Raw genomic sequence first — 12,169 nt, 5'->3', positions numbered from 1 at the left:
CAGGACCGCTTGTGCCAACCAGGTGTCTTGCGTGACTTGTCGGGCAATATAGTACTCAACATGGTTACGCTCTCCTGTTTAATATGCGTCAGCGGCTCCTCGCCTGACGCACCGAAAGCCGAGATGACTCGTGGAAGTATCGATCGGCTCCGCATGCCGCGCAGCCGGCCGGTAGCGTCGGCAGTAATTCGGCGCGCACAAATGCGAGCCGCCTTTGATGACCTTTCGTGGAATCTTGACGTTGGTCGTTCTGGGGTCGTAGCTATCGGCCTCGCGGCCGCCGCGCGGGTTCTCTGGAATGCAACAGGCTTTTGCAGCATCGGCTTCATGCCGAGGCGAATACCAGTCTGACGTCCATTCCCAGACGTTGCCGATCATATCGTGCAGCCCGTGTCCGTTCGGCGGGAATGCGGTGACCGGCGAAGTCCGTTCGTATCCATCGTCCCTGGTGTTTTGGCGCGGAAATTCGCCCTGCCAGGTGTTGGCCATGTGGCGGCCGTCCGGCGCAAAAACATCTCCCCACGCGAACTCGGCGCCATCCAGCCCGCCGCGCGCCGCAAATTCCCATTCCGCTTCGGTCGGCAAATCCTTGCCAGCCCATCTTGCGTAGGCGAGCGCATCGCTGAAGGCCACATGCACCACGGGATGATCGTCCAGCCCACGGATGTCGCTGCCCGGCCCGTAGGGATGTCGCCAGTCCGCGCCCTTGGCGAAGGTCCACCACTGGCTGAAGTCCCGGAGACTGACCGGGTGCGCGGGCGGAGAGAACACCAGCGAGCCCGCGTAGATCATATGCGGGAGCATTCCGGGATAGTCCTTTGGATCGGGCGTGATCTCGGCAACGGTGACGTGGCCGGTAGCCTTGGCGAACGCCTTGAATTGCCGGTTCGTCACTGGATGGCAATCCATCCAGAACGCATCCACGGTGACGCGGTGGACCGGCGCTTCCTCCGGATAGTGCCGATCCGAACCCATGCGAAACGTGCCGCCCGGCATGTACAGCATGCCCTCACCTGCTGGATGCTGGAACGATTGTCCGTAATCACGCGACGATTTCGTATCAGCCAGCTTCATGCCGGTCTCCGGACCCGTGCGTCATTGGCCTGCGCTGCTACGGAGGGGGAACGCCCGACTTCCAGGTTGATCTAGATCAAAGGGGCCCGGTCGGGTCATTCACGACGGCGCTGGATCGCCAGCAAGCCCTGCCATGTCCGCTGCGCCATCAAAACCGAAGCAGATTCAGAACATTAGGACATCGCACCGGCAGCCATCGGCTACTTTGCATGGGGTTGTTCTTCGATAATTTGATCGTCCGGTCACAAAAGCCTCAGGCCGAACCTGATCTCATTCTCTTTAGCGGCCTCGCGACCAACGCGTTCCAGGCTCCGACACCGGACCCTCGAATCATACGCGACGAACTCAGCGATTTTGAATGGTTCGGGATTCAGAGAGCTTGCCGGAAAAGAAGGAGCAAGCACAAACATTCCGCCGGAGCGAAATCGCATGAACGCGATCTGCTTCCGGCATTCGCCAAACTTTTATTAATCCGAATTTTGCTGCGTGCTGATCTACGCCACAGTTCACGGCAGCGTCTCGGCCTAGCGACTGCTGTCTATGCAATACTGGATCGCCCGCTTTCGCGGGCGATGGCAGTTTCCTTGTGGCGATGGCCTGCCCTACTCCTCAGGCCCTACGCCTCACGCCCCGTTCAGGAATTGAAGCGGGTCAACCGGACTCGATCCCTTGCGGATCTCGAAGTGGAGCTGCGGCGACGCCACCTCTCCGGATTGACCCGACTTGGCAATGACCTGACCGCGCTTGATGGTATCGCCGCGCTTCACCAACAGCTCACTCGCATGGGCATATGCGGTGACGTAGCCGTTGGAGTGCCGAACCAGGACCAGATTGCCGTAACCTTTCAGCTCGTTGCCGGAATAGGCGACGACGCCGTCTTCAGCCGCCTTGACCGGCGTCCCCTCGGGCACAGCGAGATTGATGCCGTCGTTGGACTTGCCGTTGGTCTTGGCGCCGTAGGTCGTGACCACCTTGCCGCGCACCGGCCAGCGGAAAGTCGGCAGCGCGCTGGTGGTCTCCGCAGCTTTCGCAGGTGCCTCGACAGCCTTCTCTTCGACATTGGCGGTGGCCTGGGCCAGGCGCGCGCTCTGCACCGGCGCGGCGACAGCAGCCATCTTGGTGGCAGGCGCCGGAGCGGCCGCAACCGGCTGGAGTGTACCGGCGACGGGGGCTGCCCCGACTGGAGCCGCAGCAACAGGTGCAGCGACGGCGGCGGTCTTCGCGCCGGGAACGGTCAGCTTGGTGCCGAGCTTGAGCTTCGCCGACGGATCGAGGCCGTTGGCGCGGGCCAGTTCAGCCGCCGAGATGTGATTCTTGCGGGCGATGCTGGCGAGCGTGTCGCCGCGGTTGACGAAGTGCATGCTCGGCGGCGCGGCGAGGGCCGCAACCGGCTTCGCCGCCGGCACCATCGCTGGAGCCGCGGCGACGGGAGCCATCGCCGGCGCGGGTGCAGCCGCGGTCGCGCCCGGATGCGGGATGATCAGCTGCTGGCCGGGCGAGAGCGCACGCGGCCCCTTGTAGCCATTGGCGGCGACGATCGCCTGCGGCGTGACGTGATAACGCTTGGCCAGCACGTCGAGCGTGTCGCTGGTGCCAACGATGATCTTGGTCCCGCCGGCCGGCTGGGCGGCCGCGACCGAGCGCGACGGCACGGTGGCCGTGGTCTCCAGATGCGGCTGCGCCGGGGGCGCGTAGGAGCCGACGCCCCGCCCGCCACCAGACATCCCGCCGCCTGCCGCAACCGGATAGGATTGCGGCGCGGACACCGCCGGCGGCGGCAAGGGCTGCGACTGGTAGTAACCGGGCTGCGTCTGCGGCCGCGAATATTGCGGCAACTCACGCTGCGGCGGCGGTACCTGCTGCACCGAACCGGTCTGATCGGAGGCAAAAGGATTGGAGAAGTTCGACTGGGACAGCCGCGACGACATGTCGGCGCTGCACCCAGCGAAGCTGAAGGAGATCAGCGCCAGCACCGCGACCTGCGGTACGCGGCGCGAGTAAAGCAACTCGGCGACGACAGACATGGTTACTCACTCGTACGCAACAGAACTGGTCTTTTAAGTAAACACGCGCCGAGTAAATAACGGCTTAACCCTTTTCCCATTCGGGCGATATCCTAAGCGATTGCGATCGCTTAACTTTCCGTTAAGAATTTGAGAACATGAAGAGAACGTGAGACATCCGAAAATGTCTCACGTGAGACATTTTGCAAAATCAACGGCCGCTGCGGTCATCGCGTGACGGGGAAGCCGCCGCCGGAAGAGCTGGTCGGTGACACGTCGTCAACCGCGGCCCGCGATCGAGCGCGGCATCGAGCGCGCTTCGGATCAGCGGCATGTTGTCGGTGATGTATTTTTTGGGAACACGGATCGAGAGCACGACGTGAGTGTCGTCCTCCGCAATCATCCGCGCGTCAGTGAAGAGCAGTGCGTTACGCTGAAGAGACATTGTTGACCCCGGCTGAAACAAAAAAATTCCGGGGACGATCAAAGCGCTCAAAAGTTGGGCAGCTCAACCTGTTTGAGAAACTAAATAGTTAGATGTGGATTGCAGGGATTGAAACCTACGGCTGACATGCTGCGCAAGCGCACGCATGCTGTTCCCAAAAAGGAACTCAGGCGATTGGAGAAATTGTTCGCACGACGTCGACCGCCCATTGGAACGCCAGCATGCGCGCGATGCGCCAATTGTGCACGTGCGCATCGTGCTGCTCGGCCGGCGACCACTCGCAGCAAGGCCAACCATTGAAGGCAGAGCGGAACTCTGCGGAGTACTGTTCTCGCAACACTTCGAAGCTCGGCTCGAAACCCGGAAGCGGCAGCCACGGAAAGCGCCGTCGCAGAGCGAGCCGCCGCTGTCGCTCAAGCTGTTCAGCGAAGAGGCTCATACCGCCAATCCCTCCCTTTCCATCCAGTCGACCAGCTTGCGCACGGCTTCGTCTGCGAGCTCGGCATCGAGCGCCAGATAGTGCTTCAAGATCCTGTAGATCGAAGCGAGCGAGTGGCCGGTGATGGATGCGATCTGCGGCACCGTCGAGCCGGCGCGCGCGTACCAGGTGACGGCGGTGTCGCGCAGATCCGGGAAGGTGAAGCCGTCGAGGCTCTTGCACGGCGCGAGCTTGTAGACGGTCGGCGGCTCGGTGTTGCGCTGCTCGGCTGCATGCAGCTCGCGCGCGATGCACGTCGCCTCTTCATCGACGATGCCGGCGATCGCCACGGCGCGCACCTGGGCGAAATGGTCGGCGAAGGTGCCGCCGTTGTAGGCGAGGCCGGTGCTCTCGTTGACGACGACGTTGCTGAGCACCACGCGATAGCCAGCCTGTGCCCGCCGCGCCTTGCCCGCAGCGACGCGCTGCACCAGGCGCGGCGCCATCGGGATCGAGACGCGCGCGCCGGTCTTGCTCTGCACCAGCTCCATACGCGCGGCTGTCTGCGCGCCAGGCGCGAATTCGAGGATGTCCTTCTTGCGCTGGCCGGTGAACAGCCCAGTCAGGACAGCATCGCCGATCGCGCTCATCTTGACGCCGTCGATCTCGACCAGGTCGCTGGCCCCGACCAGCGCGCGGATCTCGACATCCGTGCCAACGCGAAGCCGCGGCTCCGGGCTTTCCAGATCGAGGTTGCTCGCGGGGTTGGCGATCGGCTGGCCGTTGCGGTCGCGCGGCAGCCAGTTGTGCAGACGGCCCCAGGCCATCATGGCGGCGATGATGGCGAGCACGCCGTTCGCCATCGAGAGGCCGCGCTCGGCCTTGATCTTTTCGTGCAGCGCTTTGAGCACCACGGGATCGATGCTGCCGACCGGCGCTTGCCAGACCGGCTCGGCCTGCAACGGCTTCACCCATTTGCCGTAGGTCTTCTGTGAGGAGCCGGCGAGCGATCTGTGCTTGTCGCTCTTGATGTAGGCGTTCCAGAGATCCTTGACGGCGCGCCCGACCGGCGCCGGCGGCGCCTTCAGCTTCTTTCCGGTTTTACGAAGTTCGCGGATCTCGTCACGGCGCGCCATTGCGAAGCCGTGGGCCTCGTCGAGCGAGAACCAGCGCCCGTCATCGTGCTTGAGATCCTTGCCCTTGTAGCCCATCGCGCGCTCGCGTGAGCCGGGGACAAACCTCGGGCGCCCATCGCGCCACGCCACATAGGGCAGTTCGATTTTTGCCATCGGCCCCTCAACCGTTAGCGGAAGGAAAAGCCCGGCACCAAGGCCGGGCTGTTGTCAAGTCCTGAGCTACTGCGCCGGCGCATAATGCCTGTGGAGAAAATCGCTCCACTCGGCGTCGTTGTTCGGCATCGGCGGCGGCGCGGGATCGTTGGCCGGCGTCGGTGCGCGCTGTGGGTGGTGACGCGTGAGCCATGCTTCCATGCTCGCACGATCGAACTTGTGGCGGCCGCTCTCACTGAGCGGCCGGGGCATCTTGTCGACGAGGTGATAGCGCTGGCGGTTGAGATAGAACGTCTCGACGGTGATGCCGAGACGTTCCGCAACGTCGCGCGAGGTCATTGGCCGCGTGATCATTTCGGACCTCTCAGATGCGGCACCAGCATTTCGATCGCCTCGTCGATGCCGCGGTCGCGGCCACGCTCGAAGCCGAGCTTGCAGGCCATGACGACGGCGATCGGTGAAGCGACAAGAACAGCGATCAGAAGCCACGTGCACATCAATCGCCTCCCTTGCAGCCGGCGCATTTGTGAAACCAGATGCCGCCGCGATTGAAGGCGATGAAGCCTTCCGCTTTGGCCTCGCTGAGCGCGGCATGGAAGTCGCGCTCGTTGGTGGTGACAGCTTCCGGGCAGCTGTCGCACTGGAAGGACCAGACGCCGCCGTTCTTCTCAGCGCTCACGAGCCCACTCCTCGCGCTGCTTGCGAAGGCTCGCGACCTGGCGGCGAAGTTTCCAGATTTCTCCGGCAGCCCAGTAGGTGCCCTTCTGTTTGATCTCCTCGCGCACCTCGGCCTCTTCGGCGAGCTCGCGATCGACGACGTTTTTGAGCGCCTGGATGATCAGGCTGTCGAGCGGGTGGCTCATGCCGTCGCTCCCAGCTCGGTGGCGAAGGCTTCGAGGATCCAGAACGCGCTGATCCAATAGGTCGCGCCCGAGAGATCGTTGCGAACGCGGATGCGGTCGCCGTAGCTGTGCGTGATGACAGTGCCGTTGCGCAGGTGACCATTGTAGACCCAGCGCACCTTGCCGCCGATCGGGTATTCCTCGCGGAGAACCTTGTGCAGGTTCTGCTCCGCCTTCCGCCGCATAGCTGCGGCAACAACGAGCTTTGATGACAAAATGTGACCTCCCTTCACAAATCAGGGAGGGCACCGTTTCACATGAAACAGATAAATGCAACTATCACGTTTGATTAATGCTACAGTCGGATTTGGTTTCAGCTTAACCGGCGCCGCGCCAGCCTGTCGGTGACGACGCCGCGAACGATGACGTTGCGGTCATCCACAACAATCGGCATCCAGCTCCGGGCCTCGAAGGTCGCCGCGACCAGATACGGCTTTTCGTAGAGACGAAACACGGTGCGGCGGGCGCCCTGCTCGTGGATCTCGGCGCAGACGATATCGCCGGCACGGGCAATTTCCTCGAGATCGACCAAAAGCACATCACCAGGCAGAACGCCGGCGGCTTGCAGCGCGTTGCTGTGGACCGTCCAGGGCTCGACGTGCTTGCGGCCGTCTGCCAGAGCCGCCAGCGCCCGCTGCATGGGCTCCGGCATTGCGGTGGACGGCAACGGGCTCGCTTCGATGTCGGGCAATGCGGTGCCTCCCGACGCGGTGCGCGGCGCCGATCGGCCGAAGAATCGCTCCAGCTTGGAGATCACCGGCGTAGACGGCGTGAAAGTATAATTTTCGTCGTTCAAAAACTTGGTCAGCGTGGTGGTCGCCACGTTGATCTCTTTCGCCGCGCGCGTGGGCGTAATCCCCCTCTCGCTCAAATTCGCGCGTAACCAGGCGCGCAACGCGTCCCTATCCTCGTCAACTGCATCCGCCAAACGCTTCCCCTCCGTAGCGAGAACACTACGGCTAGTGTGCGTTTGCATATTTCGGGGTGCATCTAGCATTTGAGCACTTGACGGCCTTTCGCAAATCAGTCTTAGGAGTTTCATTAATGAAACACAATGGATTGTTTCGCTTATGGAACCCGCCCTCCCCCGATTTGAACACTTGGTGGTCCGAGCCAAGGCCATCGGATTGACCCCTAGCGAGTGGGCTTCCGCCGCTGGAGTGGCTCGCTCAACCGTCTTTCATCTGACGCGCGGGACCGGTCCGCGCGGTCCGCACATCGGAACGCTCGGCACGCTCGCGGATGCGCTGCAGCGGCGCGAGATGGAGCTGCTGCGCCACCTGATCGACCTGCACGGCGTGCCTGAGGAGCAGGCCGCGTGATGAGCGCAGAGGACCGCGTCCGGACTTACCGAATAGTAGCGTTGTGTCTTGCGTTGAGTACCGCGTTCGCCGCCGCCAGTGTTCTCAAGGGGCTGGCGGCGGCGCTTTAGGCATCACAACGAGGGGCAACATGACTTCCTGCGAATTGCCGCGGAAGGCCGAGCTGGCCGACACGCCGCACACTCTGATCGACGACGACACCCGGAAGCAGCGCGAGCAAATCATCACGCTGGATCTCGCGGGCTGCAACGTGACCTACATCAACGTCGCGCTGCAGAAGCACGAGAAGGCCGGCGGCCAGCGCTTCGAGCAATGGCCCGACGCAGTGAGGCGCATCATGGAGAAGGAAGTCGCCCTCTTCATCGAGCGCAATGCCGGCGCGACGGTGAAGGCCGTGACAACGGGCGTCAACGAGCGCGTCTGCGTACTTGCGATCCACTGGAGGCCGAAGCAATGAGGGCCGACGTCGCAACTGTGCTGCAACGCCTGCTGATGGCCGGTGAAGCGGTCCTGACGCTCCGCGATCCTGGGTACGACTGCAAAGCACTCCACGAAGAGGTGATGGACTGGGGCGACAGGGCCGCCGACCGAGAACGCGTCGTTCACAGCTACACGGTGATGTGCTCGCAGGCGGTCTGGCGCGCTAGCGAAACGCGCCACGACCGCAAGGGCGACATCTATCGGCGCCTAGTCGGCGTGCTGCTGCCGGAGATCCGCAGCGACTTCGGCAAGGCGATCGAGCAGCGCAATAGGCCAACGCCATGACGGTGGTCACGCTCAAACCAAAGCGGCAGCACGATGGGCGCTTCGCGGCCGAGCTGCCTCCCGCCATCTGCAGCTTTCACGAGGCGTGGGTGTCGTACCACTCCTACCTCGCCGCCGTGTGCACGCATCAGGGCCTCAGCCTTCGCGACGTCGGCAAGCAGCTCGCTCGTGAAGGGCGGATCAATGTCGACCCCGAATGGCGCCGCGCAGTCTATGCGCGGCAGCTCGCGCTCTACCTGACAAATACCACCCTGAACGTGCCGCAGGCCTGGCTGGGCGACATCGCCGGCATCACGCGCGCGGGCGTCTGTCTCGCGCTGAAGGCGATCGAGGATCTCCGCGACAATGGCGACTTCGACGTCAGGATCGACCTGATCGCCGCGGAGCTGGCGGCGCACACGATGGTGCACGAGCGCAGCGCCGAGCTCGGCCAGCGCGCGCGCAATGTGCAGTCGGCATTGGAGGCCGGACGATGACGAAACCCCGCTTTCGGTGTCCGGCCCGCAACGAATGGGACCGCGTGGTCGCGACCTTCCGGCAGTCCGCGCAGAAGCCCGGCCGCGAAGGTGCTATCTCGCGACTGATGCTCGACATGATGCCGCCGATGCTGGATGCGATCGAGCGCGAGCGCGACAACAAGACGCCCCCCGGCGAGTTCTTCGACGCGGTCGCGGCCGTGGCCGGCGCGCTGATCGAGGAAGCGATCGAGCAGCGCACGGTCGGTCAGACGGTCGGACGTGAGCGCTATCTCGACCAGATGCTGCACGTCATCAACCGCATCGTGCGGCCGCGCATCGTGGCGCAGAAGCAATCCCGTCTCATCGTGCCGGAGTATTGAGCGATGGCAAAGGGCGAAGTCTTTAGGGCTCTGCGATCGCCGCAAGTGGCGCGATCGACCGGCAGCAACATCGCCGTCATCACGCTGAACGGCGAGGAAGATGAATTCGTCGTGCTGCAGATGGCCGGCACCGAGGCGGATGAACTGAGCCGCAAGCTGCAGGCTGCCGGCTATGGACGAGAGGGAGGCGACCACTGATGCGCGACGCTCTACTCTACCTCGCATGCCTGCTCGCTACGGCGATCACCATTCGCGCCGAAGCGCATTGGCTTGGCAACCATCTCGACCAGGCCGGCCGCGCTGCCGGCGTCATCGTGCTGGCGGTGCTGGAATGAGAGCAAACGGTCAGGTCAATCCGCACTGGCGCTGCTTCTTTTGCGATGAAGTCTTCACCACGCGTGGCATGGCGGCAGAGCATTTCGGCACAGAAGTCGGCTGCGACTATCCGACAGCGGCCTGCCAGATCAAGGCGCACGAAGGGCACTTGGTCACCTACATCCGTAAACTCGAAGAAGAGCTGGGTGTCTGGAACCGCGAAAGCCATCAGATCCAGCAGGCGATCGTGACGCTCGAAGGCACAATCGGCGAAGAAGTCCGTAGCGCCGAAGAAAAGGGATATGCGCGCGGCGTCGCCGATATGAAGGCACAAGGCTTTTGCGTCGAGCCTGCGAAACACGAGCCCGGCGTATGACAAAAATCGACGCGCGCGAGATCCGGGGCCTGCTGCAGCGTGATCTAACGAAGCTGCTCGGTGCGCTGTTCCGCGGCTACACGATCACCTATCCTGTGTTCGCCCCGCTCAACCCGACGCGCGACGACAAGACGCCGGGCTCGTTCGTGATCTGGACGGCAGGAGCTGCCGCCGGCGGCTTCAACGAGTATTCGCCGAAGGGGCCGGCGGCACATGGCGACATCATCGACCTGATCGCCTATGTGCATCGCCAGCCCGGCAATCGCGCCTTTGCATTCGCCTGGGCGCGCAACTTCCTCAACATCAAGACTGCGACACCGGAGCAACTGAAGGCGCTCAAGTCGTCGGCGCGGGCACATGTGACGCAGGCGACGCAGGCGCAGAGCGATGCGCTCGCCGATCGGCGCAAGAAGGCGCTGAACCTGTGGCAGCGCAGCCTGCCGATCGCGGGCAGCGTCGCGGAGACCTACCTCGCCTCCCGGCGCATTCCCTACATCCTCATCAAGAACCGCGAGGAGGATCTCCGCTTCATCCCGCGACTGGAGCACTGGAAGTCCACCAAATGGGACAGGAGCACCACGCCGTGGACGAAGATCCACAGCGGCGGCGAATTCCCCTGCATGGTTGCGGCGATGCGCAACCTGGCCGGCGACATCACGGCCGTGCATTGCACATTCCTCCGTTCGGACGGATCAGGCAAAGCTGACGTCTCCGAGGCGAAGCTGATCCGCGGCGACGCCAAAGGATCGGCGATCCGCCTGACAAAGGGTGAAAGCGGCCTCAGCCTCGAGGAAGCGCGCGCGGAATATGAGAGCCACGGCCTGGTGCATTCCTTCATGCCCTTCGAGGGCATCGAGAACGCCCTCACCTATGCGATGGAAGTGCCGGAGCCGCGCATCTGGGCCTGCGGCTCCTTCGATCTCATGCTCGCGCTGCGCATCGAAGACGAGCCGAGCTTTGATCCCGTCATCTACGGGACTGACAATGACGGCACGGCGCAGGCCGAGGAAAAGATCATCGACCGCATCGACGAAGTGCGCGCCTCCGGGCGCGACTGCAGCCGCGCGCAGCCGCCGGCTGGCGTGAAGGATTTCAACGATCTGATCCGGGGGGATTGAGATGGGGTTTTATCGCAAGAAGCCGGTTGTCGTTGAGGCCTTCGAATACAGGGACGTGAGCAACACGGACCCTAGCGTTCCCGGCTGGTTTGTCGATGCGGTGCTCGCGGGCAAGGTGATCGCGTCGCCAAACTCGATCGCGATCACGACCAGCAATGGCATGCGGCGAGCCTATGACGGCGACTGGATCGTTCGTGGCGAGGATGGCGAGCTGTATCCGTACAAGCCGATGGTTTTTGCCGAGGCCTTTGAGCCGGCCGACAACGCCACCTCGATCGCGCGCAACCAGATCAGCGTCACGCCCCCGCCGCTCAAGCGCGAGGACAGCGTGCTCGAGACCTTCGCCGGCGCCGGCGACATGGCCGAGAACATGGGGCCGCCGGTCGTGATGGCACCCTACAAGCCGCCGAAGGACAAGCGCGTGCAGGGGCTGTTGAAGGATGCCGCTGCCGCGCGGGCGGCCGAGGCGGAAGCCAAGCCGCGCGAGATCTTCCGCGATCCGCGGCTCGATCCGAGCTACGGCAAAAAGAAAAAGTAAGCGTTGCGTCAGCGTTCAACATCAACCCAACAGAGAGACCAAGCATGAACGATGGAAAACTCGTCGGCGCCGGAATGAACAACCCCGCCGCAGTCGCGATTATCAGCCCCACGGTCGGTCGCAACGTGCACTATCGCGTGGCATCCGAGGCCAATGCCAACGGCATGACCATCTACAATACCGCACAGCCAATGGTTGCGCTCGTCACCTATGTTCATTCCGACTCGTGCGTGAACCTGGTGGTGTTCGATCATTGCGGCAATGCGCATCCGCGCACGTCCGTGCCGATCAATAACGTCTGGGAAGGCGCGTCGGCCTGGGCCGAATGGATGCCCTACCAGAAGGGGCAGGCCGCCAAGACCGAGGCCGCAGAGTCCGCACTGAAGGCGGGCTCGCCAGCCTGACGACGCCAGCGGCGCCGCCTCGCGCGGCGCCGCTGATCTGCTTCATCCCCTTCATTGAACGAGGACCCACCATGCAGACAGGAAACGGCCAGACCTTTCCGAAATACCGCGCCACCGCCGACGTCTACGCGCTCAAGCTTCATAGCGTGACCGTGAACCCCGACAACGGGAAGACGACGTTTATATTCGCCGACAGCTACTATCACCCGCTCGAGCTGCCGCTCGGCGAGATCGATGGTCACGTTAGCGCAGCCGCCGGCGGCCTCACCGCCGAGAGCTATCTCGTTGTGGAAGGCGATCGCAAATTGATCATGCCTGCCGCTCGCTTCGAGGCTCACTTCAAGCGCGTCGACTAACGCCCC

General features: G+C 63.3%; 23 protein-coding genes. 12 read left to right on the top strand and 11 right to left on the bottom strand.

Annotation, left to right across the window (positions count from 1 at the left end):
• Window positions 1–78: 78 nt before the first annotated feature.
• The 11 genes from ACVWW6_RS27620 to ACVWW6_RS27570 all read right to left on the bottom strand — a co-directional run bounded on the left by ACVWW6_RS27620 (window position 79) and on the right by ACVWW6_RS27570 (window position 6,954).
• On the bottom strand, window positions 79–1,074 hold the full coding sequence (locus ACVWW6_RS27620) for a formylglycine-generating enzyme family protein (RefSeq protein WP_456681710.1): 996 nt from the start codon (window positions 1,072–1,074) through the stop codon (window positions 79–81).
• A 623-nt stretch (window positions 1,075–1,697) separates the two neighbouring features.
• The gene (locus ACVWW6_RS27615) at window positions 1,698–3,098 is read right to left on the bottom strand and encodes a peptidoglycan DD-metalloendopeptidase family protein (protein WP_456681709.1); all 1,401 of its coding nucleotides are present in this window, start codon (window positions 3,096–3,098) and stop codon (window positions 1,698–1,700) included.
• 190 nt (window positions 3,099–3,288) lie between these two features.
• Complete coding sequence (locus ACVWW6_RS27610; RefSeq protein ID WP_456681708.1) at window positions 3,289–3,522, bottom strand: hypothetical protein; 234 nt, start codon at window positions 3,520–3,522, stop codon at window positions 3,289–3,291.
• 166 nt (window positions 3,523–3,688) lie between these two features.
• Entirely contained in the window at window positions 3,689–3,961 is a 273-nt protein-coding gene (locus ACVWW6_RS27605; protein ID WP_456681707.1) for a hypothetical protein, read from the bottom strand.
• Window positions 3,958–5,229, bottom strand: coding sequence for a hypothetical protein (locus ACVWW6_RS27600; RefSeq protein WP_456681706.1), 1,272 nt, complete (start codon window positions 5,227–5,229; stop codon window positions 3,958–3,960). The genes ACVWW6_RS27605 and ACVWW6_RS27600 overlap by 4 nt, the downstream gene beginning before the upstream one ends.
• 66 nt (window positions 5,230–5,295) lie before the next feature.
• Complete coding sequence (locus ACVWW6_RS27595; RefSeq protein WP_456681705.1) at window positions 5,296–5,583, bottom strand: hypothetical protein; 288 nt, start codon at window positions 5,581–5,583, stop codon at window positions 5,296–5,298.
• A complete protein-coding gene (locus tag ACVWW6_RS27590; protein ID WP_456681704.1) occupies window positions 5,580–5,726 on the bottom strand; it encodes a hypothetical protein in 147 nt (48 codons plus the stop codon). Before ACVWW6_RS27590 ends, ACVWW6_RS27595 begins: the two co-directional genes overlap by 4 nt.
• On the bottom strand, window positions 5,726–5,908 hold the full coding sequence (locus tag ACVWW6_RS27585; RefSeq protein ID WP_456681703.1) for a hypothetical protein: 183 nt from the start codon (window positions 5,906–5,908) through the stop codon (window positions 5,726–5,728). The genes ACVWW6_RS27590 and ACVWW6_RS27585 overlap by 1 nt, the downstream gene beginning before the upstream one ends.
• On the bottom strand, window positions 5,898–6,092 hold the full coding sequence (locus ACVWW6_RS27580) for a hypothetical protein (RefSeq protein ID WP_456681702.1): 195 nt from the start codon (window positions 6,090–6,092) through the stop codon (window positions 5,898–5,900). The genes ACVWW6_RS27585 and ACVWW6_RS27580 overlap by 11 nt, the downstream gene beginning before the upstream one ends.
• Window positions 6,089–6,346: a hypothetical protein gene (locus ACVWW6_RS27575; protein ID WP_456681701.1), complete on the bottom strand. Its 258-nt coding sequence runs from the start codon at window positions 6,344–6,346 to the stop codon at window positions 6,089–6,091. The genes ACVWW6_RS27580 and ACVWW6_RS27575 overlap by 4 nt, the downstream gene beginning before the upstream one ends.
• 98 nt (window positions 6,347–6,444) lie before the next feature.
• A complete protein-coding gene (locus tag ACVWW6_RS27570) occupies window positions 6,445–6,954 on the bottom strand; it encodes a LexA family protein (RefSeq protein ID WP_456681700.1) in 510 nt (169 codons plus the stop codon).
• A gap of 337 nt (window positions 6,955–7,291) precedes the next feature.
• On the opposite strand from ACVWW6_RS27570, the gene ACVWW6_RS27565 reads away from it, so the two are divergent.
• From ACVWW6_RS27565 to ACVWW6_RS27510, 12 genes are all read left to right on the top strand, one after another.
• Window positions 7,292–7,453 carry a hypothetical protein gene (locus ACVWW6_RS27565; RefSeq protein WP_456681699.1) on the top strand — a complete coding sequence of 54 codons (162 nt, stop codon included), beginning with the start codon at window positions 7,292–7,294 and terminating at the stop codon, window positions 7,451–7,453.
• 130 nt (window positions 7,454–7,583) lie between these two features.
• Window positions 7,584–7,910 carry a hypothetical protein gene (locus ACVWW6_RS27560; protein ID WP_456681698.1) on the top strand — a complete coding sequence of 109 codons (327 nt, stop codon included), beginning with the start codon at window positions 7,584–7,586 and terminating at the stop codon, window positions 7,908–7,910.
• Complete coding sequence (locus ACVWW6_RS27555) at window positions 7,907–8,218, top strand: hypothetical protein (RefSeq protein WP_456681697.1); 312 nt, start codon at window positions 7,907–7,909, stop codon at window positions 8,216–8,218. Before ACVWW6_RS27560 ends, ACVWW6_RS27555 begins: the two co-directional genes overlap by 4 nt.
• Entirely contained in the window at window positions 8,215–8,694 is a 480-nt protein-coding gene (locus tag ACVWW6_RS27550; protein WP_456681696.1) for a hypothetical protein, read from the top strand. The genes ACVWW6_RS27555 and ACVWW6_RS27550 overlap by 4 nt, the downstream gene beginning before the upstream one ends.
• On the top strand, window positions 8,691–9,056 hold the full coding sequence (locus tag ACVWW6_RS27545) for a hypothetical protein (protein WP_456681695.1): 366 nt from the start codon (window positions 8,691–8,693) through the stop codon (window positions 9,054–9,056). Before ACVWW6_RS27550 ends, ACVWW6_RS27545 begins: the two co-directional genes overlap by 4 nt.
• Before the next feature lie 3 nt (window positions 9,057–9,059).
• Window positions 9,060–9,254, top strand: coding sequence for a hypothetical protein (locus ACVWW6_RS27540; protein WP_456681694.1), 195 nt, complete (start codon window positions 9,060–9,062; stop codon window positions 9,252–9,254).
• Window positions 9,254–9,391: a hypothetical protein gene (locus ACVWW6_RS27535; RefSeq protein WP_456681693.1), complete on the top strand. Its 138-nt coding sequence runs from the start codon at window positions 9,254–9,256 to the stop codon at window positions 9,389–9,391. Before ACVWW6_RS27540 ends, ACVWW6_RS27535 begins: the two co-directional genes overlap by 1 nt.
• Window positions 9,388–9,747 carry a hypothetical protein gene (locus ACVWW6_RS27530; RefSeq protein ID WP_456681692.1) on the top strand — a complete coding sequence of 120 codons (360 nt, stop codon included), beginning with the start codon at window positions 9,388–9,390 and terminating at the stop codon, window positions 9,745–9,747. The genes ACVWW6_RS27535 and ACVWW6_RS27530 overlap by 4 nt, the downstream gene beginning before the upstream one ends.
• Complete coding sequence (locus ACVWW6_RS27525; protein ID WP_456681691.1) at window positions 9,744–10,865, top strand: DUF7146 domain-containing protein; 1,122 nt, start codon at window positions 9,744–9,746, stop codon at window positions 10,863–10,865. The genes ACVWW6_RS27530 and ACVWW6_RS27525 overlap by 4 nt, the downstream gene beginning before the upstream one ends.
• A gap of 1 nt (window position 10,866) precedes the next feature.
• On the top strand, window positions 10,867–11,403 hold the full coding sequence (locus tag ACVWW6_RS27520) for a hypothetical protein (protein WP_456681690.1): 537 nt from the start codon (window positions 10,867–10,869) through the stop codon (window positions 11,401–11,403).
• 44 nt (window positions 11,404–11,447) lie between these two features.
• Window positions 11,448–11,807 carry a hypothetical protein gene (locus ACVWW6_RS27515; protein ID WP_456681689.1) on the top strand — a complete coding sequence of 120 codons (360 nt, stop codon included), beginning with the start codon at window positions 11,448–11,450 and terminating at the stop codon, window positions 11,805–11,807.
• Between the two features lie 71 nt (window positions 11,808–11,878).
• On the top strand, window positions 11,879–12,163 hold the full coding sequence (locus tag ACVWW6_RS27510; protein WP_456681688.1) for a hypothetical protein: 285 nt from the start codon (window positions 11,879–11,881) through the stop codon (window positions 12,161–12,163).
• The last annotated feature ends 6 nt before the right edge of the window (window positions 12,164–12,169 follow it).

Source organism: Bradyrhizobium sp. USDA 3311 (assembly GCF_054062495.1).
Note: the sequence above shows the minus strand (reverse complement) of the source record. Positions and strands in the feature narration are given on the sequence as shown.